Below are 22,963 nucleotides of genomic sequence, written 5' to 3'. Positions count from 1 at the left end.
GTAGCGCCGGCGTGGGATAGTTGTTCCATGGGAGCGGCAGTCGGATTCCCGACCAGCCGCTCGTGTGTTCAATCGTCTCTCAGGAGCTGGCTATGAATGTACGTTCCATTTCCACGAAACGCCTCGCGGGCGCGCTCTGCGCCGCCGGACTGGTGCTGGGTGCCGCGGCCGCGCACGCCGCCGACCCGATCGGGCGCGCCGGCATCCAGGCGCAGTACGAGCAGGACGTGGCGAACTGCAAGAAGGGCACGACGGGCCAGGACCGCAGCGCCTGCCTGCGCGAGGCTGGCGCCGCCCGCGAGGAAGCCAATCGTCAGCGCTTGCAGGAGGGCTCGACGTCCCAGCTTCAGCAGAACATGCTGGACCGCTGCAATCGCCTGCCGCAGGCGTCCCGCCAGGACTGCATTACGCAGATGACCTCGCCCACCCAGGTGCGCGGCAGCGTGCAGGGCGGCGGCGTATTGCGCGAGACCGTGATCCAGGCGCCGGCCGAGAGCGCGCCGCCGCCCGCCGCCACGCCGGGCATGGCCCCGGCCACCGGCGCGCCGATGCGCCAGTAAGGCCGCGCCCGCCGGCGGCCGTGGCCGGCCGGACGGGCAGGGCGCGCGTCCGCGCGCGCCCATCGGGGCGCAGCCGCCGCCGCAATCAGGCAAAATGGCGGCTGTCGCCCTCACACACGCATATCCATGTCCGACGTCATCGCCCTGATTTTCGACTTCGACGACACGCTGGCCTCGGACAGCACGTCCGGGTTCCTGGGCAGCATCGGCGTGGACACCGCCAGTTTCTGGAAAGACCAGGTCGATCCGCTGCTGACCCATCACGATTGGGATCCGGTGCCCGCCTATCTGTACAAGATGATTCAGCTGTCGCAGGCCGGCCAGCACGGCCCGATCACGCAGCAGCGCCTGCGTGACTGGGGCGCGCGGCTGGAATTGCACGAAGGCGTTTCCACCCTGTTCCCGCGCCTGCGCGCGGCGGTGCGCGCCGAGCATCCGCAGGTGCAGCTGGAGTTCTACCTGATCTCCAGCGGCATCGGCGACGTGGTGCGTTCCACGCCCATCGCCCACGAGTTCACAGAGATCTGGGCGTCCGAGTTCACTTATGGCGCCGACGGCGGCATCGAGTTTCCGCGCCGCATCGTCAGCTTCACCGACAAGACGCGCTACCTGTTCCACATCCAGAAGGGCATCATCGGACGGGAGTTCCGCAACAAGCCGTTCGAGGTCAACCGCAAGGTGCCCGAGGACCGCCTGCGCGTGCCATTTGACCAGATGGTCTTCGTCGGCGATGGCTACACCGACATTCCGTGCTTCTCGCTGATCCGCCGCGCCGGCGGCTTCGCCTTCGGCGTGTGGGACCCCAAGCACCGCGACAAGCGTAGCCGCGCCTGGGGCTTCATCGAGGAAGGCCGGGTGTCCAACCTGAATCAGGCCCGCTACGACGAGAACGCCGAGCTGTATCAATGGCTGGAAGAGGCCGTCACCAGCCTGGCTGGCCGCATCACGCTGAAGTCCCGGGTGTACCGTGGCTGAGGCGGCGCTGATCGCGCCGCCCGCACTGTGGACAGCCCAGGACGAGCAGTTCATGCGGCTGGCGCTGGAACTGGCGCAGGAGGCCTACGACATCGGCGAGGTGCCGGTGGGCGCGCTGGTGGTGTCGGCGCAGGGCGACATCCTGGGCCGCGGCTACAACCGCACCATCATCGACCACGATCCCACCGCGCACGCCGAGATCGTGGCGCTGCGCGCCGCCGCCGCGCAGCTGGAGAACTACCGGCTGCCGGGCATCAGCGTCTATGTCACGCTGGAACCCTGCGTCATGTGCATCGGCGCCATGCTGCACGCGCGCCTGGCGCGGGTGGTGTTCGGCGCGCATGATCCCAAGACGGGCGCCTGCGGCAGCGTGCTGGATGTCGGCGCCGTCCCCAAACTCAATCACCACACCTCGGTCACAGGCGGCGTGCTGGCGGAAACCTGCGGCGACCTGCTGCGCCGGTTCTTCCGCGAGCGCCGCAGCAAGGAATCCAAAGCATGAGCAGCAAGTCCAAGAGCGGCAAGTCCAAGGCCGCCCACGATCACGACGCCCACCACGAGCACGCGCATGACCACGACGGCCATGTCTGCGACGATGACTGCGGCCACGACCATGATCATCCCCACGCGCTGCCGGACGCGCGCGGCATTTACCTGATTTCGCCGTCCTCGGCCGTGCGCGATCCCGACACCGTGGCGCTGGCGCGCCAGCGCCTGGAGGCCCAGGGCTTCAAGACCGCGCTGGACCGCACGGCGCTGGCCGTGCACCAGCGCTTTGCCGGCACCGACGCCCAGCGTCTGGCCGGCCTGACGCGCGCCACCAAGCAGAAGCTGCCCATCGTCATGGCGACGCGCGGCGGCTACGGCCTGGGTCGGCTGCTGCATCTGATCGACTGGAAGGCCATGGCCGACAGCGGCAAGCGCTTCGTCGGCCTGAGCGACTTCACCGCCTTCAACCTGGCCCTGCTGGCCAAGACCGGCGCGGTCAGCTACACCGGCGCGACCGCCGTCGCCGATTTCGGCGGCAAGAAGGTCGACGACCTGACCGAGGCGCTGTTCGGCGAGATCATGCGTGGCGAGCTGGAGATTCTCAGCTTCGAGACCCAGGACGCCGATCCGGTCGATTGCCGCGGCATCCTGTGGGGCGGCAACCTGGCGATGGTGGCGTCGCTGCTGGGCACGCCGTACATGCCCAAGGTGCGCGGCGGCATCCTGTTCCTGGAGGACGTGGCCGAGCATCCTTACCGCGTCGAGCGCATGTTGATCCAGCTGTGGCAAGCCGGCATCTTGGACAAGCAGAAGGCCATCGTGCTGGGCCGCTTCAGCGATTACAAGCTGGCGCCGCACGACAATGGCTATGACCTGCACGAAGTCGTCGCCTGGCTGCGCAAGACGGTCAAGGTGCCGGTGGTCACGGGCCTGCCCTACGGCCACGTCGCCACCAAGGCCACGCTGCCGATCGGACAGAAGGTCGGCCTGGCCACCGAGCCGGGCATGGCGCACCTGGTGATCGACGAGCATATGGGGTAAGCCTACACGCGTGGTCGGGGCTGTCCTGTCCCGATTTTCCGCCGCCCGGGCCCGCGCCGGGCGGTTTGTCGTCCGGGCTTGCTACACTATCGGGTTTTCCCAGGCGCGTCTTCGGCCGCGCCGTTCGGGCAACTTTCATATCCCCGCTCCAAGACACCGTGATCTCAACCGCCAATCTCACCATCCAGTTCGGTCCCAAGCCCCTGTTCGAGAACGTCAGCGTCAAGTTCGGCGAAGGCAACCGCTACGGGCTGATCGGGGCCAACGGGTCCGGCAAGTCGACGTTCATGAAGATCATCGGCGGCGACCTGGAACCCTCGGCGGGCAACGTGTCGCTGGAGCCGGGCGTGCGCCTGGGCAAGCTGCGCCAGGACCAGTTCGCGTTCGAGGACTTCCGCGTGCTGGACGTGGTCATGATGGGCCACACCGAAATGTGGTCGGCCATGTCCGAGCGCGACGCGATCTACGCCAACCCCGAGGCCAGCGAAGACGACTACATGCGCGCCGCCGACCTGGAGGCCAAGTTCGCCGAATACGACGGCTACACCGCCGAGGCGCGCGCCGGCGAGCTGCTGCTGGGCCTGGAAATCGCCGTCGACCTGCACAACCTGCCGATGCGCGAAGTGGCGCCGGGCTGGAAGCTGCGCGTGCTGCTGGCGCAGGCGCTGTTCTCGAATCCCGACGTGCTGCTGCTGGACGAGCCGACCAACAACCTGGACATCAACACGATCCGCTGGCTGGAGAACGTGCTCAACGGCTACCAGAGCACTATGATCATCATCAGCCACGATCGTCACTTCCTGAACCAGGTGTGCACGCACATGGCCGACGTGGACTATGGCGAGATCCGCATCTACCCCGGCAACTACGACGACTACATGCTGGCCTCGACCCAGGCTCGCGAGCGCCTGGTGTCCAACAACGCCAAGGCCAAGGAACGCGTCGCCGAACTGCAGGACTTCGTGCGCCGCTTCGCCGCCAATAAGTCGAAGTCGCGCCAGGCCACCTCGCGCCTGAAGCAGATCGACCGCATCAAGGCCGAGCAGGTCGAGGTCAAGCCCTCGTCGCGCCAGAACCCGTACATCCGCTTCGAGCAGAACAAGGTCATGCACCGCCAGGCGGTCAACGTCGAGCACCTGACCAAGTCCTACGACGCGCCGGTCATCAAGAATTTCTCGGCCATGGTCGAAGCCGGCGAGAAGATCGCCATCATCGGCGCCAACGGCGTCGGCAAGACCACCTTGCTGCGCCTGCTGGCCACGGACCTGGCGCCGGATTCCGGCACGGTGAAATGGTCGGAAAACGCCGACCTAGGCTACATGGCCCAGGACGTGTCCGACCAGTTCCTGCAGACCGACAGCAACCTGCTGGACTGGATGGGCGACCACCGCCAGCCGGGCGACGACGACCAGTCCATCCGCTCTGTGCTGGGCCGCCTGCTGTTCTCGGCCGACGATCTGCCCAAGGCGCCCAAGGTGCTGTCCGGCGGCGAGAAGAACCGCATGACCTTCGGCCGCCTGATGCTGGGCCGGCACAACGTCATGCTGCTGGACGAGCCGACCAACCACCTGGACATGGAATCGATCGAATCGCTGCAGTTCGCGCTGGAGAAATACCAGGGCACGCTGGTGTTCGTGTCGCATGACCGCGAGTTCGTGTCCGGCCTGGCCACGCGCGTGATCGAGATCCTGCCATCCGGCGAAATCGTCGACTACCGTGGCGGCTACGAGGACTACCTGACCTCGCGCGGCATCGAAGCCTGAGCCTGCTGACGGGTCTTGCGCCCGCCGGCTGCAAACGGCGCGCCTGACGGTGCGCCGTTTGCTTTTGCCGGCCGCCATGTCGTTCTGGATCGGCGGCTTTCAGCAAACCGCAATACGCGCCGCGCTATCATCGGCGCGGCCCGGCTCCGCCCAACAGCCACGGCCGCGTTTCTTCCTCCCACGTTTTTTCGCGGACCGCCGGATGTCATTTCAGCGGCCAGCGTCTCGCAGCCATGCCTCCCTCTACCCACACCGCGCCCGATGGCGCGCAATTGAGCGCCTTCGCGCTGACCGTGCGCATTGTCGCCATCGCCTTCTTCACCTTCATCTGCTATCTGGCCATCGGCCTGCCGCTGGCGGTGCTGCCCGGCTATGTGCATGGGCAACTGGGCTACGGCTCGGTGCTGGCCGGGCTGGCGATCAGCGTGCAGTACGCGGCCACGCTGTTGAGCCGTTCGCACGCCGGACGCATGGCGGACACGGTGGGCCCCAAGCAGACCGCCGTCGTCGGCATGGCGGCCTGCGCCGTCAGCGGCGTGTTCCTGTTGCTGGCCTATGCCTTCGAGCGCAGCGCGTGGCTCAGCCTGTCCGCCATCATCGCCAGCCGGTTGGCGCTGGGTTTCGGCGAGAGCTGGGTCGGCACGGGCGCGGCCACCTGGGCCATCGCGCGCGTTGGGCCGCTACACACCGCGCGGGTGATTTCCTGGAACGGCATCTGCACCTATGGCGGCCTGGCGCTGGGCGCGCCGCTGGGCGTGTACCTGGAAAGGGAATGGAGCATGGGCGCGCTGGGCGGCGCGGTGCTGCTGCTGGGACTGGCGGGCCTGGGACTGGCGCTGGCGCGGAAGGCGGTGGCCGTGGTCGGCGGACACCGCATGGCGTTCAAGAGCGTGGTGCTGCGCGTGTTTCCGCATGGCATGGCGCTTGGGCTGGGTTCGGTGGGCTTCGGCACGCTGGCGGCCTTCGTGGCGCTGTACTACGCCAGCCGCTCTTGGGAGGGCGCGGCCCACGCGCTCAGCGCCTTCGGCTGCGCGTTCATCGGCGTGCGGCTGTTGTTCGCAGGCACGATCACGCGTTACGGCGGCTTCCGGGTGGCGCAGGTTTCTTTCCTGGTCGAAGCCGCCGGGTTGGCGCTGCTGTGGCTGGCGCCTAGCACCGGCCTGGCCTTGATGGGCGCCGCGTTGACCGGTTGCGGCTTCGCGCTGGTGTTTCCGGCGATCGGGGTGGAGGCGGTGGCCAGGGTGCCGGCGGGCAGCCGGGGCGCGGCGCTGGGCGCCTACTCGGCCTTCCTGGATCTGGCGCTGGGCGTGACCGGGCCCGTGGCCGGCTATATCTCGGGCGGCTTCGGCTATCCGGCCATCTTCCTGTCGGCGGCGCTGGCGGTGCTGGTGGGTTTCGGGATCGCCACGGGCCTGTATCGGCATGCGGCCAGGCAGGCTCGGGCCGCTGCTGGAAATATATAGCCAATAGTTATTAAAAAATTCGATAAAACTAGTTTGGATTCATATAACGAATTGTTAGATTAGGTGCCGTCCCAACGCGCGCCCACGATTCGTTTCCATGAACCTGACCTTCGACCACGTCCACAAGCAATTCGGCGACTTGCCCGTCGTAGAGGGCTTCAGCAGCGAATTCAAGACCGGCGAACTGGTCGCTCTGGTCGGCCCGTCGGGCTGCGGCAAGTCCACGCTGCTTCATCTGGCCGCTGGCCTGGAAGCGCCCACGCAGGGCCAGGTGCTGGCCGACGGCAAGCCGGTGGCCGGTCCGCATCCCAGCCGCACCCTGGTGTTCCAGGAACATGCGCTGTATCCCTGGCTGACCTTGCAGGACAACGTGGCGCTGGCGCTGGAATTCCAGAACATCCCCAAGGCCCGCGCGCGGGACGGCGCGCGCGACTGGCTGGCCCGCGTCGGTCTGGGCGGCTTCGAGAAGTACTACCCGCATCAGGTGTCCGGCGGCATGCGTCAGCGCGCCGCGCTGGCGCGCGCCTTCATCGCCCAGCCGCAGACCATGCTGATGGACGAGCCCTTCGGCGCGCTGGACGCGCTGACCCGCCTGAGCCTGCAGGACGTGCTGCGCCAGCTGATCGCGCAGGAACGCCCCACGGTGCTGCTGGTCACGCACGACGTGGACGAGGCGCTGTTCCTGGCCGACCGCATCGTGGTGTTCAGCGCCCGCCCGGCGCGCGTGCTGCGCGAGTTCAACCTGGCGCATCGCGTCAAGAGCCACGACCTGTCCGACCTGGCCGACGAAAAGCGCGAGATCCTGCGGCTGCTGGGCATCTCGGTAGGCGGGGCCAGCGCGCATGCCGACATGGCGCTGGCCGCCTGAGGCGCGCCGTCGCGCAATTCTTCCCATACGCGGTCCATCAAGCGGGGCCGCGCCTGAATCGAAATCCCTGGAGCACTCGATGAAACTCAAGCAATGGCTGTCCCTGCCGCTGGCCGCGGCACTGCTGGCAGCGGCCCCCGCGATGGCGGCCGATAAATTCCGCGTCGGCTATCTGCGCGTTATGGATGACGCGCAGGCCATCGTGGCCCAGGAAGGCGGCTACTACAAGAAGGCCGGCCTGGATTCCGAGCTGATCGAATTCAAGTCGGGCACCGACCTGATCAAGGCCATCGTCGGCGGCCAGCTGGACATCGGCGTGCTGGGCTTCACCAACGCGGTGGCCTGGGCCTCCAAGGGCGCGGACCTGAAGGTGGTGGGCGGCGCGCAGCAGGGCTATCACTCGCTGATCGTGCGCGACGATTCCGGCATCAAGGACATCGCCGGCCTGAAGGGCAAGACGCTGGCCTCGCAGGCCGAGGGCAGCACCGCCGATGTGGTGCTCAAGGGCGTGGTCCTGAAAGAGGGCAAGCTGACGCCCGACGACGTCAACGTCATGGGCGTGAGCCCGGCCGTGGCGGTGCAGTCGCTGGTGGGCAAGCGCGTGGACGCGGCCTTCCTGTTCGAACCCTATGACCGCATCGCCCAGCTGGTGGCGCCGGTCAAGCAGATCTACGAAGTGGGCCAGGCCTGGCCGTTCCCCTGCATGGTGGTGATCACCTCCGGCGAGACGCTGGCCAAGCGCAAGGACGATGTCTGGAAGGCGCTGGACGCGCAGAACCAGGCCATCGACCTGCTGCAGAAACAGCCGGCCCAGGCGTCCAAGCTGATCGCGTCCTACTTCATCGCCGAGCCGACGCTCAAGACCCTGACGCGCGGCGAGCTGCCGCGCGAGACGGTGATCGCCGAGGCCATCAGCACCCAGGTGTTCACGCCCAAGCTGACCGACAAGGACACGCGCCGCATGCAGGAGATCGCCGACATCCTGCAGGCCCAGGGTTCGCTCAAGACGCGCGACGGCAAGCCGTATGACGTGTCCAGCATCGTCGATCTGTCCTGGCAAGAGGCTCGCAAGCTTTGAGCGCTTCCACTCGCGTGACCGGCGCCCGCAAGCATCTGGCGGGCGCTTTGGGCGTCGTATTTATTCTTGCGCTGTGGCAGGCCGCGGCGCTGGCGCTGCCTGACTTCCTGATGCCGGGCGTGCCGGCCGTGCTGACGCGCCTGCTCGAGGACCTGGGCAAGGAATCCTTCCACCAGAGCCTGCTGGGTACGCTGGGCCGTCTTGGCGCCGGCTATGGCCTGGCGCTGGCGGCCGGCATCGGCTTCGGCCTGGTGGCGGCGGTGCTGTTCTTCTTCCGCGAGGTGCTGCGCAGCGCCATCGTCATCCTGCAGTCGATTCCGTCGATCGCCTGGGTGCCGCTGTTCCTGATCGTCATGGGTTTCGGCAGCGCGCCCATCATCGTGGTGGTGGCGTTGTCGGCATTCTTCCCAGCCGCGCTGAGCGTGATGAACGCCACCGAATCGGTGCAGCGCGTGCATGTGTCGGCGGCCCGTGTCATGGGCGCCACGCGCTGGGGGCTGGTCAAGCGGGTCTACCTTCCGGCGGTCATGCCCGAACTCATCACCGGCGCGCAGCTGGCGTTTGGCAATGCGTGGCGGGCGTTGATCTCGGCCGAGATGCTGATCGGCTTCGGCAAGGGCCTGGGCCGCTCGCTGGCGTATTCGGGCGAGATCGCGGACATGACCGGCGTGATGACCAACATCCTGGTCATCGCCGTGCTGGCCGCGCTGATCGACCAGTTCGTGCTCGAGAACCTCAAGCACCGCCTGCTGCGTTACCAGTACGTATAAGGCGCGCATCATGCTGCCTGAACGGATCGGCGTTTTTCTGGCCCTGGCGGCGGCGATCTGCCTGCCGCTGGCCGGCGCCGCGCCGTCCGCGCCGCCCGAGCCCTTTGCTGCGGCGCGTGCGCGCGGCGAGCTGGTCATCGGCTTGCCCTACGTGGCGCCGCCGCCGGTCGCTGGCGCCAAGATCCGCACGCCCGATGGCCTGGACGTGGCGGCTGCCGAGAAGCTGGCCCAGAGCCTGGGCCTGCAGTTCAGCCTGCGCCAGTTGACCGCGGAAGAAGCCGGCGCCGCGCTGGCCTCGGGACAGGTGGATCTGGTGCTGGGCGAGCGCGCGGGCGTCGAGGCCGCCGCCGCCGTTCCCGGCGCGCAACTGGCCTGGCAAGGCACGGGCTACGCCGTCCGTCCCAAGGCCGTCATTCGCAGCGATACGCGCATGCGCAGCGGCGCCGACACGCGCGGCCGCCGCGTGTGCATGGCGCAGGCCGCGACCGCGGCCCAGGCGCAGGCGCGCGCCTGGGGGGCCGAGGTGCGCACCTATCGCGTGCCTTCCGATGCGCTGGTGGCGGTGCGAGAGGGCGATTGCGACGTGGGCCTGATCGACGACGCGCTGTGGGAGCCGCTGATGCGCTTTCCCGAGTGGAAGAAATTCTCGTCGACGCTGGCCGCCGAAGGGGCGCGCGCCGAACGGGCGTGGCTGGTGTCCGCCGCGGCGCCGGCCGACCGCGCCTGGCTGGCCGCCGAAATGCGCGCCTGGGACCGCGCCGGCGCCTGGAAGGCGCTGGCCGCCAAGTGGGCGCGCGACGTGGCCTTCGACGTGTACCTGGACCAGGAAGTGCCGGACTGCCACGGCTAGGAGCGCGCCGCGCGGGCCGCTGCACTTACAATGCGCGGCTATGAGCCACACGCTGACCGCGCCCTGCGCGCACCAGGAAGACATCAAGAAAAGCCGCTTCGCCGCCTTTGCCGCGCCCGTGTCCACGGTGGATGAAGCGATGCGCTTCTTCGCCGCGAACAGCGATCCCGAGGCCACGCACAACTGCTGGGCCTACAAGATCGGCCAGGAATACCGTTTCAACGATGACGGCGAGCCGGGCGGCACGGCGGGCCGGCCGATCCTGCAGGCGATCGAAGGGCAGGGCATGGACCGGGTGGCGGTGCTGGTGGTGCGCTGGTTCGGCGGCGTGAAGCTGGGCGCGGGCGGGCTGGTGCGCGCTTACGGCGGCTGCGCCGCCAACTGCCTGCGGGCGGGCGAACGGACCGAGATCGTCGATCTGGCCACGGTGGGCTGCCAGTGTGGCTTTGCCGAGCTGCCCTTGCTGAAGTCGCGGCTGGCCGGCGCCGGCGCGGTGATGCTGCATGAAGACTATGGCGCCGATGGCGTTGCGCTGCGCTTCACCGTGCCGCGCGCGGTCGTGGCCGAGCTTGAGGTGACGGCCGCCAATATCACGCGCGGGCGGTCCGCCTGGGAAATCCTGTCCTGAAAAAAACAAAGCCCCGTGCAGGGGCTTTGCTTTTTGCGGAAAGGCGCGGCTGGGTCAGGCGTCCTGGCCGTCCTGCGCGGCGGCGATTTCCTGGTGGACCTTTTCCATGTCCACTTCCTTGATTTTGGTGAGCAGTTCCTTGAGCTGGCCGCCCGACAAGGCGCCCGGCTGCGAGAACAGCAGCACTTTTTCGCGGAACACCATCAGGGTGGGGATGGAGCGGATGCCCAGCGCGCCGGCCAGTTCCTGTTCGACGTCGGTGTTCACCTTGGCGAAGGTCACGTCGGGATGCTCGGTGGCAGCCTGCTCGAACACGGGCGCGAAGCCGCGGCAGGGGCCGCACCAGGGCGCCCAGAAGTCGACGATCAGCGTGCCGTCCGGCGTGATGGCGTCCTGGAAACTGTCTTTGGTGAGTTCAACGATGCTCATTTTCTGTCCTTGCCGCGCGGGCGGCAGTAGAGGCGATGCGAGGGGCGGGGCTGTGCGGGCCATTTCCGCCCGATCCGGCGATGCGCGATCCTGACGCTGAGTTGTCAATATAGTGCTGGGAACGCGGGCATCGCAATGGTGAGGCGTCCTGTCGGGCGCGGGCCGGGGCGCTCAGGCTCCGGTGCGGGTGGATAGTCCGGCGCCGTTCTTCAACGACGCCACGATTTCGAAGGAGCGGAGTCGGTCGCGGATATCGAAGAAGTCCGAGACGATCATGACTTCATCGGCCTCCGTTTCGGCGACCAGCGCCTCGAGCTTGCGCTTGACCGTGTCCGGGCCGCCGACGATGGCCGCGCCCAGTCGTTGTTCGACCGCCGCGCGTTCCCATTCGTTCCATACGCCGTCCATGCTCTCGACCGGCGGCTGCAACTGCAGCCGGTTGCCACGCACCAGGGAAAGGAACTTCAGTTCCTGCGTGGTGGCCTGGAAGCGCGCGGCCTCGTCCGTTTCGGCGGCGATGACGGGCACGCCGATCATCGAATAGGGCTTGGACAGCGTGGCGGACGGCTTGAACAGGTGCCGGTAGAGGCGCATCGCGGCCATGCCCTCGGGCGAGAAATGACCGGCGAAGGAGAACGGCAGGCCCAGCTCGGCGGCCATGCGGGCGCTAAAGTCGCTCGACCCTAGCAGCCAGATGGGAATGTCCAGACCTTCGCCGGGAATCGCGCGCACCGGCTGTCCCGGACGCGAGGGCGCCAGGAAGCCGCGCAACTCTTCAACCAGCGCGGGGAATTCCAGGCCGCTGCGCGGGCCGCGCCGCAGCGCGTGCTGCGTGGCGCCGTCGCTGCCGGGCGCGCGGCCCAGGCCCAGGTCGATGCGGCCGGGATACAGGGTTTCCAGCGTGCCGAACTGCTCGGCGATGATCAGCGGCGCGTGATTGGGCAGCATCACGCCGCCCGAGCCCACGCGCAGCGTCTTGGTGTGCGCGGCCACGTGGCCGATCAGCACCGCCGTGGCGCTGCTGGCCACGCCGTTGATGTTGTGGTGTTCCGCCAGCCAGAAGCGGTTGTAGCCCAATCGTTCGGCCTGCTGCGCGACCGCGACGGTGTTGCGGAAGGCGTCGGCCGCGTCGCGGCCCTGGACGATGGGAGCCAGGTCCAGGATCGAAAAGGGAATGCGGGCCAGCGCGCTCATCGGGCGATCCTACAGTCCGCGGGCGAGGACGGACGGGCGATGCCGATCTCGCCTGTTGCGGTACAGGCGCCGGGGCGGGCGGGGTGGCGTTCAAGGTGCAAGGCGGACTCCATATGCTGGGATACTTGGGGAGTGTATCGACGAATTCAAGCCCGGCAGGCAGCAACCTTGTCGGCCTGCGGGTTGATCGCTTTTGCCAATCGGCGCGATTGACGCAGTCCATGCCCCGGAAACGACGCCGCCAGCGCATGTGCGCTGGCGGCGGGAACCCTCAGGTCGAAGCCGTCCGTGGCGGACGGCGCGGCCTTTATTCCGATGGGAAAAAGGCGTAGCGGATCACGAACAGCAGCGCGACCAGCCAGGTGGCCGGATGCACGTCGCGGACCTTGCCGGTGGCGGTCTTGAGCACCACGTAGCTGATGAAGCCGAAGGCGATGCCGTTGGCGATGGAGTACGTGAAGGGCATGATCAGCGCGGTCAGCGCGGCCGGGGTTGCTTCGCAGACGTCGTTCCAGTCGATGTCGATCAGCTCGCGCATCATCAGGCCAGCCACGTAGAGCAGGGCGGGCGCGGTGGCGTAGGCCGGCACGGCGCCGGCCAGCGGCGAGATGAACAGCGCGGCCAGGAACAGCACGGCCACCACCAGCGCGGTCAGGCCGGTGCGGCCGCCGGCCTGCACGCCCGAGGCGCTTTCCACATAGGCGGTGGTGCTGCTGGTGCCCAGCATCGAGCCGGCGACGATGGCCGAGCTGTCGGCGAACAGCGCGCGGCCCAGGCGGTTGGGGCGGTCTTCCGGCACCAGGCCGGCGCGCTTGGCCACGCCCACCAGCGTGCCGGTGGCGTCGAACACCTCGACCAGCACGAACACCAGGATCACGTGCACGAAGCCCGAATGCAGCGCGCCCAGGATGTCCAGCTTGAACAGCGTGGGCGCCAGGCTCGGCGGCGCCGAGAACACGCCCTTGAATTCGTTGTAGCCCAGCGCCATGGACATCAGCGTCACGACCAGGATGCCGATCAGGATGGCGCCGCGCACGCGCAGCGCGTCCAGCGACGCGATGATGAAGAAGCCCAGGATGGCGAACAGCGGGCCGGGGCTGGTGAGGTTGCCCAGCGTGACCTTGGTCGCCGGATGGGCGGCCACGATGCCGGCGCTGCTGAGCGCGATGATGGCCAGGAACAGCCCGATGCCGGCGGCGATGGCGCTGCGCAGCGAATGCGGGATGCCCTTGATCAGCCAGACACGGATGCCCGAGAAGGTCAGGAACAGGAAGATCACGCCCGAGATGAACACGGCGCCCAGCGCCTGCTCCCAGGTGTAGCCCATGGTCTTGACCACGGTGAAGGCGAAGAACGCGTTCAGGCCCATGCCCGGCGCCATGCCGATCGGCCAGTTGGCGATCAGCGCCATCACCAGCGAACCCAGCGCCGCGGCCAGGCAGGTGGCGACGAAGACCGCGCTGCGGTCCATGCCGGTGGAGGACAGGATGTCCGGGTTGACGAAAATGATGTATGACATCGTCAGGAACGTCGTCAGGCCGGCGATGAGTTCGGTCTTGACGGTGGTTCCATGTTCACGCAGCTTGAATAGCTTCTCCAGCATACGGGTCCCCAGTGAGTGTGTGAGTGCGCGGATTGGGCGGGCGAGGGCGGTGGACGCCTCGCCGCGTTCTTGTAAACGGGCGTATTTTCGCATCAGTTGTAAACTCTGCCGCCATGATTATTCTCGGCTTTGAAAGCTCCTGCGATGAAACCGGCGTCGCGGCCGTCTGCACTGAACGCGGATTGCTGGCGCACGCCCTGCACACCCAGATCGCCATGCACCAGGAATACGGGGGCGTGGTGCCTGAGCTGGCCTCGCGCGACCATATCCGGCGCGTGACGCCGCTGACCCGCCAGGTGCTCGAGGAAGCCGGCATCGGCATGGCCGACGTCGGCGCGGTGGCCTACACGGCCGGCCCCGGCCTGGCCGGGGCGCTGCTGGTGGGCGCCAGCGTGGCGCAGGCGCTGGCCTGGTCGCGCCGCCTGCCGGCCATAGGCATCCACCACCTGGAAGGCCATCTGCTGTCGCCCATGCTGGCCGACCCCCGGCCCGAATTCCCCTTCGTGGCCTTGCTGGTGTCTGGCGGCCATACCCAGCTGATGCGGGTCGACGGCGTGGGTCGTTACGAATTGCTGGGCGAGACGCTGGACGACGCGGCCGGCGAGGCCTTCGACAAGTCGGCCAAGTTGATGGGCCTGGGCTATCCGGGCGGTCCGGCGCTATCGAAACTGGCCGGTAGTGGCGACGCGACGCGCTTCGAGCTGCCGCGTCCCATGCTGCACAGCGGCGACCTGGATTTCAGCTTCAGCGGCCTGAAGACGGCCGTGCTGACGCGGGTGAAGGCAGCCGAGCAGGCCGGCGGGCTGGACGAGCAGACGCGCGCCGATCTGGCGGCGGCCACCCAGGCCGCGATCGTCGAGGTCTTGGCCGCCAAGTCCATCCGCGCGCTCAAGCAGACCGGCCTGCGCCGGCTGGTGGTGGCCGGCGGCGTGGGCGCCAATCAGCTGCTGCGCGCCAAGCTGGACGCGGCGCTCAAGCCGCTGAAGGCGCGGGCCTATTTCCCGCCGCTGCACCTGTGCACCGACAACGGCGCGATGATCGCCTTCGCGGCGGCGGAACGCGTCAAGGCGGGGCTGGCGGTGCTGGATCCGGACGCGCACAGCTTCACCGTGAAGCCGCGCTGGGACCTGGCGGAGATCGCCGGCTGAGGGGGAAGCCCCCCCAAGCCGTCTTACTTCTTGGACTTGCCGCCGCCGATGCGGCTTTCGGTGCCCTGGATCAGGCGCGTGATGTTGGCGCGGTGGCGATAGAACAGCAGCACGCCGATGATGGCCAGCGCGATGCCCAGCGGCGGCTGCGCGTACCAGGCCAGGCCCGAGCCGAACACGTAGTAGACCGGGGCGAAGAAGGCCGCCACCAGGGCCGCCAGCGACGAATAGCGGAAGAACACCGCGATGATCAGCCAGGTGGCCGCGGTGGCCACGGCCAGCCAGGGCTGGATCGCCACCAGCACGCCCAGCGCGGTGGCGACGCCCTTGCCGCCCTTGAAGCCCAGGAAAATCGGGTACAGATGACCCAGGAAGGCGGCGACCACCACGCAGGCCAGCGCCACCGGCGTGATGCCGGGAGCCAGTTGCTCGGCCAGCCAGACGGCGAACCAGCCCTTGGCGGCGTCGCCCAGCAGGGTCAGGGCGGCGGCGGTCTTGTTGCCGGTGCGCAGCACGTTGGTCGCGCCAGGGTTTCCGGAGCCGTAGCTGCGGGGGTCCTGCAGGCCCATCAGCTTGCTGACCACCACCGCGAAAGGCACCGAGCCGATCAGGTAGGCCAGCAGGACGAGGGCGGCGGTGAACGCCAGGGAAGGTCCGGTAAGCGCCATGAATGAGGAATCCGTGGTTGCGGCCGGTCTGGGCCGGCGTTGTCGTAGTGGCTGCGGATTCTACCGCGACGGGGGCCGGATCTGGTTGAGGGTTATCGCAAGGGTATGGCAAACCGGGGTCGGCTTCGGACGGTACAATCGGCTCCGTCCACCCGTGTTTTACTTTCTTTCGGATGCACAATGCGAATTCTGGTTTCGAACGATGATGGTTATTCGGCCCCCGGGCTGGAGGCGCTGGTCAAGGCGCTGCAGGGACTGGGCGAACTGACCGTCGTCGCGCCCGAAACCAACCACAGCGGCGCGTCGAATTCCCTGACGCTCAACCGGCCCCTGTCGGTGCGCACGGCCTCGAACGGCTTCATCGCCGTCAACGGCACGCCGTCCGACTGCGTGCACGTGGCGCTGACCGGACTGATGGACGCGCGGCCCGACCTGGTCGTCTCGGGCATCAACAATGGCGCCAACATGGGCGACGACACCCTCTATTCGGGCACCGTCGCCGCCGCCAGCGAAGGCTATCTGTTCGGCATCCCCGCGATCGCCTTCTCGCTCGCCGAGAAGGGCTGGGAGCACATCGAATCGGCGGCCCGCGCCGCGCGCCAGGTGGTCGAACGCCATCTGGTGCAGCCGCTGGCGCCGCCGGTGCTGCTCAACGTCAATATCCCCAACCGCCGTTTCGAGGATCTGCATGGCTTCCAGGTGACCCGCCTGGGCAAGCGCCATCCGTCCCAGCCCGTGGTGCGCACCACCACGCCCTATGGCGACACGGTCTACTGGATCGGTCCGGTCGGCTCGGCGGCCGACGCGGCGCCGGGCACGGATTTCCATGCCGTGGAGCAGGGCCTGGTCTCGGTCACGCCGCTGCGGCTGGACCTGACGCAGCACAGCCAGCTGGACGAGATCCGCGGTTGGGCGGAGCCGCTATGCGCAAGCGCGTAAGCCAGCCCGACGTGTCCCAGCCGGTGCCGGGCAGGCCGCGTCCGCTCGGCTACGGCTCCGGACTGGCGCCGGGCGTCACGCCCGCCAACAGCAACACGCGCATCTCCGCCGCCGCGCTGCCGCGCCAGCCACAGGCGCCCGTGCCGTCGTCCGGCGGCAACCTGGGCCTGAACTCGGACCGCCTGCGCCAGGCCATGGTGCAGCGCCTGCGCGCGCAGGGCATCAGCGACGAGCGCGTGCTCAACGCCATGGCCGCCGTGCCCCGCCATCTGTTCGTGGACGAGGCCCTGGCGAGCCGCGCCTACGAGGAATCGGCGCTGCCCATCGGCCATTCACAGACCATTTCCCAGCCCTGGGTGGTGGCGCGCATGATCTCGGCGGTCTGCGAGGACCGCGCCCCGACCCGAGTGCTCGAAGTGGGGGCCGGCTGCGGCTATCAGGCCGCGGTGCTGGCCCAGATCGTGCGCGAGGTTCACAGCATCGAACGCATCCGCGGTTTGTACGAATTGGCGCGCAATCACCTGCGCGCGCTGCGCCTGACGACCCGCATCCGCCTGATCTATGGAGACGGCACCGTGGGCCTGCCCGGCGTGTCGCCGTTCGATGCTATTGTTGTGGCTGCCGCTGGCTTGGCCATCCCGCAGGCGTTGCTGCAGCAGCTCGCGCCGGGAGGACGGCTGATCGCCCCCGAGGGCAGCACCAGCCAGCGCCTCGTGCTGATCGAACGCACGGGCGCCGCCAGCTGGAAACGCACAGAATTAGAGGCCGTGCGCTTTGTGCCGCTACGCGCCGGAATACAATCTTGAGCAAACAGGAGAAACGTATGCTCAACGGGCAGTTGCAACTGACCGATACCGCTTTTGGCGCGCCCATGCCGCGCCTGCGCCGTCCGCTTTATCTCGCGGGCGCCATCAGCCTGGTCGTCCTGGCCGGTTGCGCTTCCAAGGGCCAGCGCGCCCCCGTGGTCGACATGGCCGGCGGGCAGCAGACCACCGCGACGGCCCAGCCTGGCGGCAGCTACGTCGTCAAGCCGGGCGACACGCTCTACAAGATCGCGCGTTCGAACAACGTCGACGTCGAGAACGTCAAGCGCTGGAACAATCTCAGCGATCCCAACCAGATTTCGGTGGGCCAGGTGCTCAAGCTGTCCGGTGGCGGCGCCGCGGCCGGCGGCGCGACGCAGGTCACGCCGGTGGCCTCCGCCAAGTCGTCCTCGACGCAGCCGCGCCCGCTTGATCAGCCGTCCGACAGCGGCGCCGCGACCTCGACGCCATCGACCGCCACGCCCGCCCCGGCGCCCACGCCGGCCGAAAAACCGGCGCGCGCGGCCGATGCCGGCGTCATCAACTGGGGCTGGCCGGCCACCGGCCAGATCACCCAGGGCTTCAACAGCAACACCAAGGGCATCGACATCGCCGGCAACCTGGGCGACCCCGTCATCGCGGCGGCCGACGGCAAGGTCATGTACAGCGGCAACGGCGTGCGCGGCCTGGGCAACCTGATCATCGTCAACCACCAGAACGGCTTCATCACGGCCTACGCGCACAACCGCGCGCTGCTGGTCAAGACCGGCCAGGACGTCAAGCGCGGCGCCAAGATCGCTGAAATCGGCCAGAGCGACGCGACCTCGCCGCGCCTGCACTTCGAGATCCGCCGCCAGGGCACGCCCGTCGACCCGATGCAATACCTGCCCGCGCGATGACGCCGACGCTGGTATTCGACCTGGAGACCATCCCCGACGCCGACGGGCTGCGCAAGCTCAACGGCTGGGGCGAGGACGTGCCGGACGCCGAAGTGGTCGAGCGCGCGCTGACGGCGCGCCGCGAGGCCGTCGGCCATGACTTCCTGCCGCTGCACCTGCACAAGGTTGCGGTGGTGGGCTGCGTGTTCCGTGACGACCAGGGCTTTCGCGTCAAGACGCTGGGCCAGCCCGACGATCCCGAGGCCGCGCTGCTGGCGGGCTTCTTCAAGACCATCGAGCGCTATACCCCCAAGCTGGTCAGCTGGAACGGCTCGGGCTTCGACCTGCCGGTGCTGCACTACCGCAGCCTGATCCTGGGCGTGCCCGCGCCGCGCTACTGGGACATGGGCGAGGAAGACCGCGAGTTCAAGTTCAACAACTACATCTCGCGCTACCACAGCCGCCACACCGACCTGATGGACCTGCTGGCCAAGTACAACGGCCGCGCCAACGCGCCGCTGGACGAACTGGCCAAGCTCTGCGGCTTTCCCGGCAAGCTGGGCATGGACGGCAGCAAAGTCTGGGAAGCCTGGAGCCAGGGCCGCGCAGACGAGGTGCGGGCCTATTGCGAGACCGACGTGGTCAACACCTGGCTGGTGTACACGCGCTTTCGCTTCCTGCGCGGCGAACTCGATCCCGTCTCCTACGAGGCCGAGATCGCCCTGGTGCGCGACACGCTGTCCGCCAGCGACGCTCCGCACTGGAAGGAATACCTGGACGCCTGGAAAGGGTAGGCCCACCCCCGAAGCGCTGCGCGCTTCCCCCTCCAGGGGGCGCCGCTACGGACCGGCAAAGCCGGATCCGTGCGGCCTCTATCGGGGATGATCGGCATATGGGGGCGTTCCACGTGCTTCTTAAGGCGGTTGGGATGTCGAAATCCGGGACGCAATTGACTGAAACAAGCAGGGGCGTAGGCGAAACCTGACTGAAACCGGGCCTCTCGCACAATGGTCTCGCTTTCTTCAATTTCAGGAGACCTCGATGTCCCGCTACGCTCTACGTTCGAATCTGGCCGCTCTAGCCATTGCCGTTGCCGGCGCGATGGGGGCGGGCGCCGTGTCTGCCGCGCCGCCGGTCGATGGCGGCGCGCCGGACGCCATGCATGAAGGCCGCCACGACGGCTTCCACAAAGGCATGCATGACGGCGTCTATTTCCCCGGCCTGGGACCCGTGTCCAAGAAGCAGCTCGAACAGCTGAAACTGGACGACAAGCAGCAGGCGCTGGTCAAGACGGCCCAGGACAGCCAGCGCGGTCTGCGCGACGCCATGCGCGCCGCCGGCGCCAAGCGCCATGACCTGCTCAAGGCGCAGCTGGATAGCGGCAAGCTCGACCCGCGCGCGCTGATCTCGCAGTCCGAGCAGAACCGCGGTCAGTTCGACACCCAGATGAAGCAGGCCCGCGATCAGTGGCTGGCCGTCTGGGACAGCCTGAATGACGCCCAGCGCAGCCAGGTCGCGTCCATGCTCAAGGAACGCCAGGCGCGCATGGAACAACGCCACGCCCGCATGCAGGAACGCCACGGCAAGGGCGCTCCCGCGCCCACGGCCGCGCCTGCGCCAGCGACGGCTCCAGCCGCCAACTAAGCGACGCTTCAGGCGCCTGCGGCGTAGCCGCGACCCGCGCTCCACGCCTGGCCCGCCCGGCCCCCGACGCTCCCGCGTTCGGGGGCCGCTTCGTTTCCGGCGCTCGCGCAGGCCGAGTCCTCGGGCCATGGCTGTTGGGATGTCGCCTTTGGGACCTTGTCGAGGGATGGGGCGGCGACTCGCGGCATGGAGCGGGGCTGGATCCAGCATGGCGCGCATTCCCCATTTTGATGCGCGGGAGGGGCGGAGTCGTGCCCGCGCGGCACGCTTCTGGTGCGCGTGGCCTCGCGTTCAGCCCGTCGCCAGCGCGGCGTCACCGGATTGAAACCTGGCACGGGCCTTGCTTGAAGAGCAGCGAGCCGTCGCCATTGATCCGATGCGCCGGCCGGCCAGACGGAAACGCCCCGTGGGCGTTCCGCCGACTCCCTTCATCCGACCAGGACTCCGCACCATGAAGAAGACGCTGCCAGCCTTGCCCCTCGTGTTCGCTGCATGTTTCGCCGCGGTCGCGCAAGCCGAGCCCACCGATCTGGGCGGCGGCTTCTCGCTCAGCGGCAATGCCGCCATCGTCAGCGACTACCGCTTCCGTGGCTATTCGCAGACCGACTTCCGTCCTGCCGCGCAGCTGGGCATAGACCTGACCCACAGCTCGGGCTTTTACCTGGGGAACTGGAACTCCAATGTGTCCAGTTTCGTCTACACCGACGGCAATCTGGAAATGGACTTCTACGGCGGCTGGAAGGGGGATGTGGGCGGCGGCCTGACGCTGGACGCGGGGGTGCTGCACTATTACTACCCGGGTTCCAGCTCGCCCAAGGGCGGCAACTACAACAACACCGATCTCTACCTGGCCGCGACCTACGCCAACTACACGCTGAAGTACTCCTACACGCCCGGCGACTTCTTCAGCACGCCCGACAGCAAGGGCACCTGGTACCTGGACGGCACCGCCAATTTCGACCTGGGCGACGGCTGGGGCCTGGTCGGGCACCTGGGCTATCAGAAGCTCAAGAACCAGACCAACATGAATGGCGATTCCATCAGCCATTACGTGGACTACAAGCTGGGCGTGACCAAGGATCTGAAAGGTTGGGTGCTGGGCCTGGCGGCCGTGGGCGCGACCAAGGACAACTGGCTGCCGACCAAGTACGGCCATCCGTCGGGACGTTTGGGGGCGGTGTTCTCGGTGGCGCGCAGCTTCTGAGGGACCGAAGGCGGCCGGCGGGGCGCGCCCCGCCCGGACGCGGGCCGACGGCGGTCCCGCGCGGGGGCGGCTGCGGCGCTCCCGCCGCTCGCTTTACAATGCGCGGTTGCATGTAATCCTGGACCGCGCAAGATGTCTGACGTTTTGAATATCGAATCCCTTGACCTGGAAGCCCGCGGCATCGCCCGCCGCGAGGGCAAGGTCGTGTTCGTGGAGGGCGCCCTGCCGGGCGAACGCGTGGTGGCCACCACCGTGCGCCGCAAGCCGTCCTATGAAATCGCCCGCGTCGAGGAGATCCTGCGTCCGTCCTCGCAGCGCGTGGTGCCGCGCTGCCCGCATTTTGGCGTCTGTGGCGGCTGTGCCATGCAGCACCTGGAGCCCAGCACCCAGGTGGCGATCAAGCAGCGTTCGCTGGAGGACACCTTCTGGCACGTCGGCAAGCTCCGTCCCGCGCGCGTGCTGCCGCCGCTGCAGGGCCCGACCTGGGGCTACCGCTACCGCGCCCGCCTGTCGGTGCGGGTGGTGCCGAAGAAGGGCGGCGTGCTGGTGGGCTTCCATGAGCGCAAGAGCAGCTATGTGGCCGACATGCGCGAATGCCATGTGCTGCCGCGCCACGTCAGCGACCTGCTGCTGCCCTTGCGCGCCATGATCGCCTCGATGTCCGCGCCCGATCGCATGCCGCAGATCGAGGTCGCGCTGGGCGAGGGCGTGACCGCGCTGGTGCTGCGTCATCTGCTGCCGCTGACCGACGGCGATATCGCCATCCTGCGCGCGTTCGCGGCCAGGCATCAGGTGCAATGGTGGCTGCAGCCCAAGGGGCCGGACACCGTGCACGCGCTGGAGCCGGCCGATGCCGACGCGCTGGCCTACACCATGCCGGAATTCGGCCTGCGCATGCCGTACCGTCCCACCGATTTCACGCAGGTCAACCACGCGATCAACCGTTCGATGGTGTCGCGCGCGCTGACCCTGCTGGAAGTGCAGCCCACCGACCGCGTCGCCGACCTGTTCTGCGGTCTGGGCAATTTCACGCTGCCGCTGGCGACCCAGGGCCGCGAGGCGGTGGGCGTGGAAGGCAGCAAGATGCTGACCGACCGCGCCTTCGAGGCCGCCGCGCGTCACGGGCTGGCGGCAAGCACCAGCTTCGCCACGCTGAACCTGTTCGAAGTGGATGTGGAATGGCTGCGCGGCCTGGGCTATTTCGACCGCATGCTGATCGACCCGCCGCGCGAAGGCGCGCAGGCCGTGGCGCAGGCGCTGTCGCTGCTGGCGGCCGAAGAACGTCCGCGTCGCATCGTCTACGTGTCCTGTAATCCGGCCACGCTGGCGCGCGATGCCGCCATCATGGTGCACGAGGGCGGCTACGTCCTGAAGAGCGCAGGCGTGATCAACATGTTCCCGCACACCGGTCACGTCGAATCCATCGCCGTGTTCGAATCGTTGGACGCCGAGGGCGTGCGCGAGGCGCAGCAGCGCGCGCGCGAAAAAGCCGAGGCGGCCCGCCTGGCCGCTGAGCACCCCCCCGTCGCCGCCTGAGACGCAGGGGGATCTATTCCCCTTGCAGGCCTTCCAGGATCGGGCAGTCGGGTCGCCCGTCGCCATGGCAGTTCTGCGCCAGGTGCTTGAGCGTGGCGGCCATGTCGCGCAGGGCTTCGGCCTTGCGCTCCAGTTCCTGCACATGCTCCAGCGCGATGCGCTTGACGTCGGCGCTAGCGCGGCTGCGGTCGCGCCACAGCGCCAGCAGCTCGTTCATCTGCTCGACCGAGAATCCCAGGTCGCGCGCGCGGCGCACGAAACGCAGCGTGTGCAGCTCGTGGTCGCCGTAGACGCGGTATCCCGACTCGGTGCGCAGCGCCGGGCCGATCAATCCGATGCTTTCGTAGTAGCGGATCATCTTGGCGGAAATGCCCGTGGCCTGGGCGGCTTGTCCGATGTTCATCACGTGGGCTCCTGTGTGGTCCGGCGCAG

The 22,963-nt window shown here is 68.1% G+C and carries 24 protein-coding genes; 19 read left to right on the top strand and 5 right to left on the bottom strand.

Features of this window, described 5'->3' with window-relative positions; genetic code table 11:
* Positions 1 to 92 precede the first annotated feature (92 nt).
* The 11 genes from C2U31_RS21330 to C2U31_RS21280 all read left to right on the top strand — a co-directional run bounded on the left by C2U31_RS21330 (position 93) and on the right by C2U31_RS21280 (position 10,485).
* Complete coding sequence (locus C2U31_RS21330; RefSeq protein WP_103274608.1) at positions 93 to 560, top strand: hypothetical protein; 468 nt, start codon at positions 93 to 95, stop codon at positions 558 to 560.
* 126 nt (positions 561 to 686) lie between these two features.
* Positions 687 to 1,535, top strand: coding sequence for an HAD family hydrolase (locus C2U31_RS21325; RefSeq protein ID WP_103274607.1), 849 nt, complete (start codon positions 687 to 689; stop codon positions 1,533 to 1,535).
* Positions 1,536 to 1,587: 52 nt separating this feature from the next.
* Positions 1,588 to 2,037, top strand: a complete 450-nt coding sequence (gene tadA / locus C2U31_RS21320; protein ID WP_233772901.1) for a tRNA adenosine(34) deaminase TadA — start codon at positions 1,588 to 1,590, stop codon at positions 2,035 to 2,037.
* A complete protein-coding gene (locus tag C2U31_RS21315; protein WP_103274605.1) occupies positions 2,034 to 3,065 on the top strand; it encodes an LD-carboxypeptidase in 1,032 nt (343 codons plus the stop codon). The genes tadA and C2U31_RS21315 overlap by 4 nt, the downstream gene beginning before the upstream one ends.
* Before the next feature lie 158 nt (positions 3,066 to 3,223).
* Positions 3,224 to 4,828, top strand: coding sequence for an ABC-F family ATPase (locus C2U31_RS21310; RefSeq protein ID WP_103274604.1), 1,605 nt, complete (start codon positions 3,224 to 3,226; stop codon positions 4,826 to 4,828).
* Positions 4,829 to 5,061: 233 nt separating this feature from the next.
* A complete protein-coding gene (locus tag C2U31_RS21305) occupies positions 5,062 to 6,291 on the top strand; it encodes an MFS transporter (protein ID WP_103274603.1) in 1,230 nt (409 codons plus the stop codon).
* Positions 6,292 to 6,388: 97 nt separating this feature from the next.
* Positions 6,389 to 7,159, top strand: a complete 771-nt coding sequence (locus tag C2U31_RS21300; RefSeq protein ID WP_103274602.1) for an ABC transporter ATP-binding protein — start codon at positions 6,389 to 6,391, stop codon at positions 7,157 to 7,159.
* A gap of 79 nt (positions 7,160 to 7,238) precedes the next feature.
* The gene (locus C2U31_RS21295; RefSeq protein ID WP_103274601.1) at positions 7,239 to 8,237 is read left to right on the top strand and encodes an ABC transporter substrate-binding protein; all 999 of its coding nucleotides are present in this window, start codon (positions 7,239 to 7,241) and stop codon (positions 8,235 to 8,237) included.
* On the top strand, positions 8,234 to 9,007 hold the full coding sequence (locus C2U31_RS21290) for an ABC transporter permease (protein WP_103274600.1): 774 nt from the start codon (positions 8,234 to 8,236) through the stop codon (positions 9,005 to 9,007). The genes C2U31_RS21295 and C2U31_RS21290 overlap by 4 nt, the downstream gene beginning before the upstream one ends.
* Before the next feature lie 10 nt (positions 9,008 to 9,017).
* Positions 9,018 to 9,857: a transporter substrate-binding domain-containing protein gene (locus C2U31_RS21285; protein WP_103274599.1), complete on the top strand. Its 840-nt coding sequence runs from the start codon at positions 9,018 to 9,020 to the stop codon at positions 9,855 to 9,857.
* A gap of 40 nt (positions 9,858 to 9,897) precedes the next feature.
* Positions 9,898 to 10,485 (top strand): YigZ family protein, encoded by a 588-nt coding sequence (locus C2U31_RS21280; protein WP_103274598.1) that lies wholly within the window; start codon positions 9,898 to 9,900, stop codon positions 10,483 to 10,485.
* Between the two features lie 54 nt (positions 10,486 to 10,539).
* On the opposite strand, the gene C2U31_RS21275 is transcribed toward C2U31_RS21280, so the two are convergent.
* The 3 genes from C2U31_RS21275 to C2U31_RS21265 all read right to left on the bottom strand — a co-directional run bounded on the left by C2U31_RS21275 (position 10,540) and on the right by C2U31_RS21265 (position 13,711).
* Positions 10,540 to 10,914 (bottom strand): co-chaperone YbbN, encoded by a 375-nt coding sequence (locus C2U31_RS21275; RefSeq protein ID WP_103274597.1) that lies wholly within the window; start codon positions 10,912 to 10,914, stop codon positions 10,540 to 10,542.
* Positions 10,915 to 11,085: 171 nt separating this feature from the next.
* The gene (locus C2U31_RS21270) at positions 11,086 to 12,108 is read right to left on the bottom strand and encodes an LLM class flavin-dependent oxidoreductase (protein WP_103274596.1); all 1,023 of its coding nucleotides are present in this window, start codon (positions 12,106 to 12,108) and stop codon (positions 11,086 to 11,088) included.
* A gap of 307 nt (positions 12,109 to 12,415) precedes the next feature.
* Positions 12,416 to 13,711 (bottom strand): NCS2 family permease, encoded by a 1,296-nt coding sequence (locus C2U31_RS21265; RefSeq protein WP_103274595.1) that lies wholly within the window; start codon positions 13,709 to 13,711, stop codon positions 12,416 to 12,418.
* Positions 13,712 to 13,824: 113 nt separating this feature from the next.
* Between C2U31_RS21265 and tsaD the strand changes: the two genes are divergently transcribed.
* Positions 13,825 to 14,859, top strand: a complete 1,035-nt coding sequence (gene tsaD / locus C2U31_RS21260; protein WP_103274594.1) for a tRNA (adenosine(37)-N6)-threonylcarbamoyltransferase complex transferase subunit TsaD — start codon at positions 13,825 to 13,827, stop codon at positions 14,857 to 14,859.
* A gap of 23 nt (positions 14,860 to 14,882) precedes the next feature.
* Here tsaD and plsY read toward each other — a convergent pair whose 3' ends face one another.
* Positions 14,883 to 15,527, bottom strand: coding sequence for a glycerol-3-phosphate 1-O-acyltransferase PlsY (gene plsY / locus C2U31_RS21255; protein ID WP_103274593.1), 645 nt, complete (start codon positions 15,525 to 15,527; stop codon positions 14,883 to 14,885).
* Positions 15,528 to 15,707: 180 nt separating this feature from the next.
* On the opposite strand from plsY, the gene surE reads away from it, so the two are divergent.
* The 7 genes from surE to rlmD all read left to right on the top strand — a co-directional run bounded on the left by surE (position 15,708) and on the right by rlmD (position 22,531).
* Positions 15,708 to 16,466, top strand: coding sequence for a 5'/3'-nucleotidase SurE (surE, locus tag C2U31_RS21250; RefSeq protein WP_103274592.1), 759 nt, complete (start codon positions 15,708 to 15,710; stop codon positions 16,464 to 16,466).
* Entirely contained in the window at positions 16,451 to 17,272 is an 822-nt protein-coding gene (locus C2U31_RS21245) for a protein-L-isoaspartate(D-aspartate) O-methyltransferase (RefSeq protein WP_199770865.1), read from the top strand. Before surE ends, C2U31_RS21245 begins: the two co-directional genes overlap by 16 nt.
* A gap of 17 nt (positions 17,273 to 17,289) precedes the next feature.
* Positions 17,290 to 18,168: a peptidoglycan DD-metalloendopeptidase family protein gene (locus C2U31_RS21240; RefSeq protein ID WP_103274591.1), complete on the top strand. Its 879-nt coding sequence runs from the start codon at positions 17,290 to 17,292 to the stop codon at positions 18,166 to 18,168.
* Positions 18,165 to 18,941, top strand: a complete 777-nt coding sequence (locus tag C2U31_RS21235; RefSeq protein WP_103274590.1) for a 3'-5' exonuclease — start codon at positions 18,165 to 18,167, stop codon at positions 18,939 to 18,941. Before C2U31_RS21240 ends, C2U31_RS21235 begins: the two co-directional genes overlap by 4 nt.
* A gap of 247 nt (positions 18,942 to 19,188) precedes the next feature.
* A complete protein-coding gene (locus C2U31_RS21230) occupies positions 19,189 to 19,791 on the top strand; it encodes a hypothetical protein (RefSeq protein ID WP_103274589.1) in 603 nt (200 codons plus the stop codon).
* Between the two features lie 451 nt (positions 19,792 to 20,242).
* Complete coding sequence (locus tag C2U31_RS21225; RefSeq protein WP_103274588.1) at positions 20,243 to 20,995, top strand: TorF family putative porin; 753 nt, start codon at positions 20,243 to 20,245, stop codon at positions 20,993 to 20,995.
* 132 nt (positions 20,996 to 21,127) lie between these two features.
* Positions 21,128 to 22,531, top strand: a complete 1,404-nt coding sequence (rlmD, locus tag C2U31_RS21220; protein ID WP_103274587.1) for a 23S rRNA (uracil(1939)-C(5))-methyltransferase RlmD — start codon at positions 21,128 to 21,130, stop codon at positions 22,529 to 22,531.
* A 13-nt stretch (positions 22,532 to 22,544) separates the two neighbouring features.
* Here the strand turns inward: rlmD and cueR are convergent, their stop codons facing one another.
* Positions 22,545 to 22,934, bottom strand: a complete 390-nt coding sequence (cueR, locus tag C2U31_RS21215; protein WP_103274586.1) for a Cu(I)-responsive transcriptional regulator — start codon at positions 22,932 to 22,934, stop codon at positions 22,545 to 22,547.
* Positions 22,935 to 22,963 lie beyond the last annotated feature (29 nt).

Origin of the sequence: Achromobacter sp. AONIH1 (assembly GCF_002902905.1) — a bacterium.
Classification (GTDB): Bacteria; Pseudomonadota; Gammaproteobacteria; order Burkholderiales; family Burkholderiaceae_B; genus Achromobacter.
Note: the sequence above shows the minus strand (reverse complement) of the source record. Positions and strands in the feature narration are given on the sequence as shown.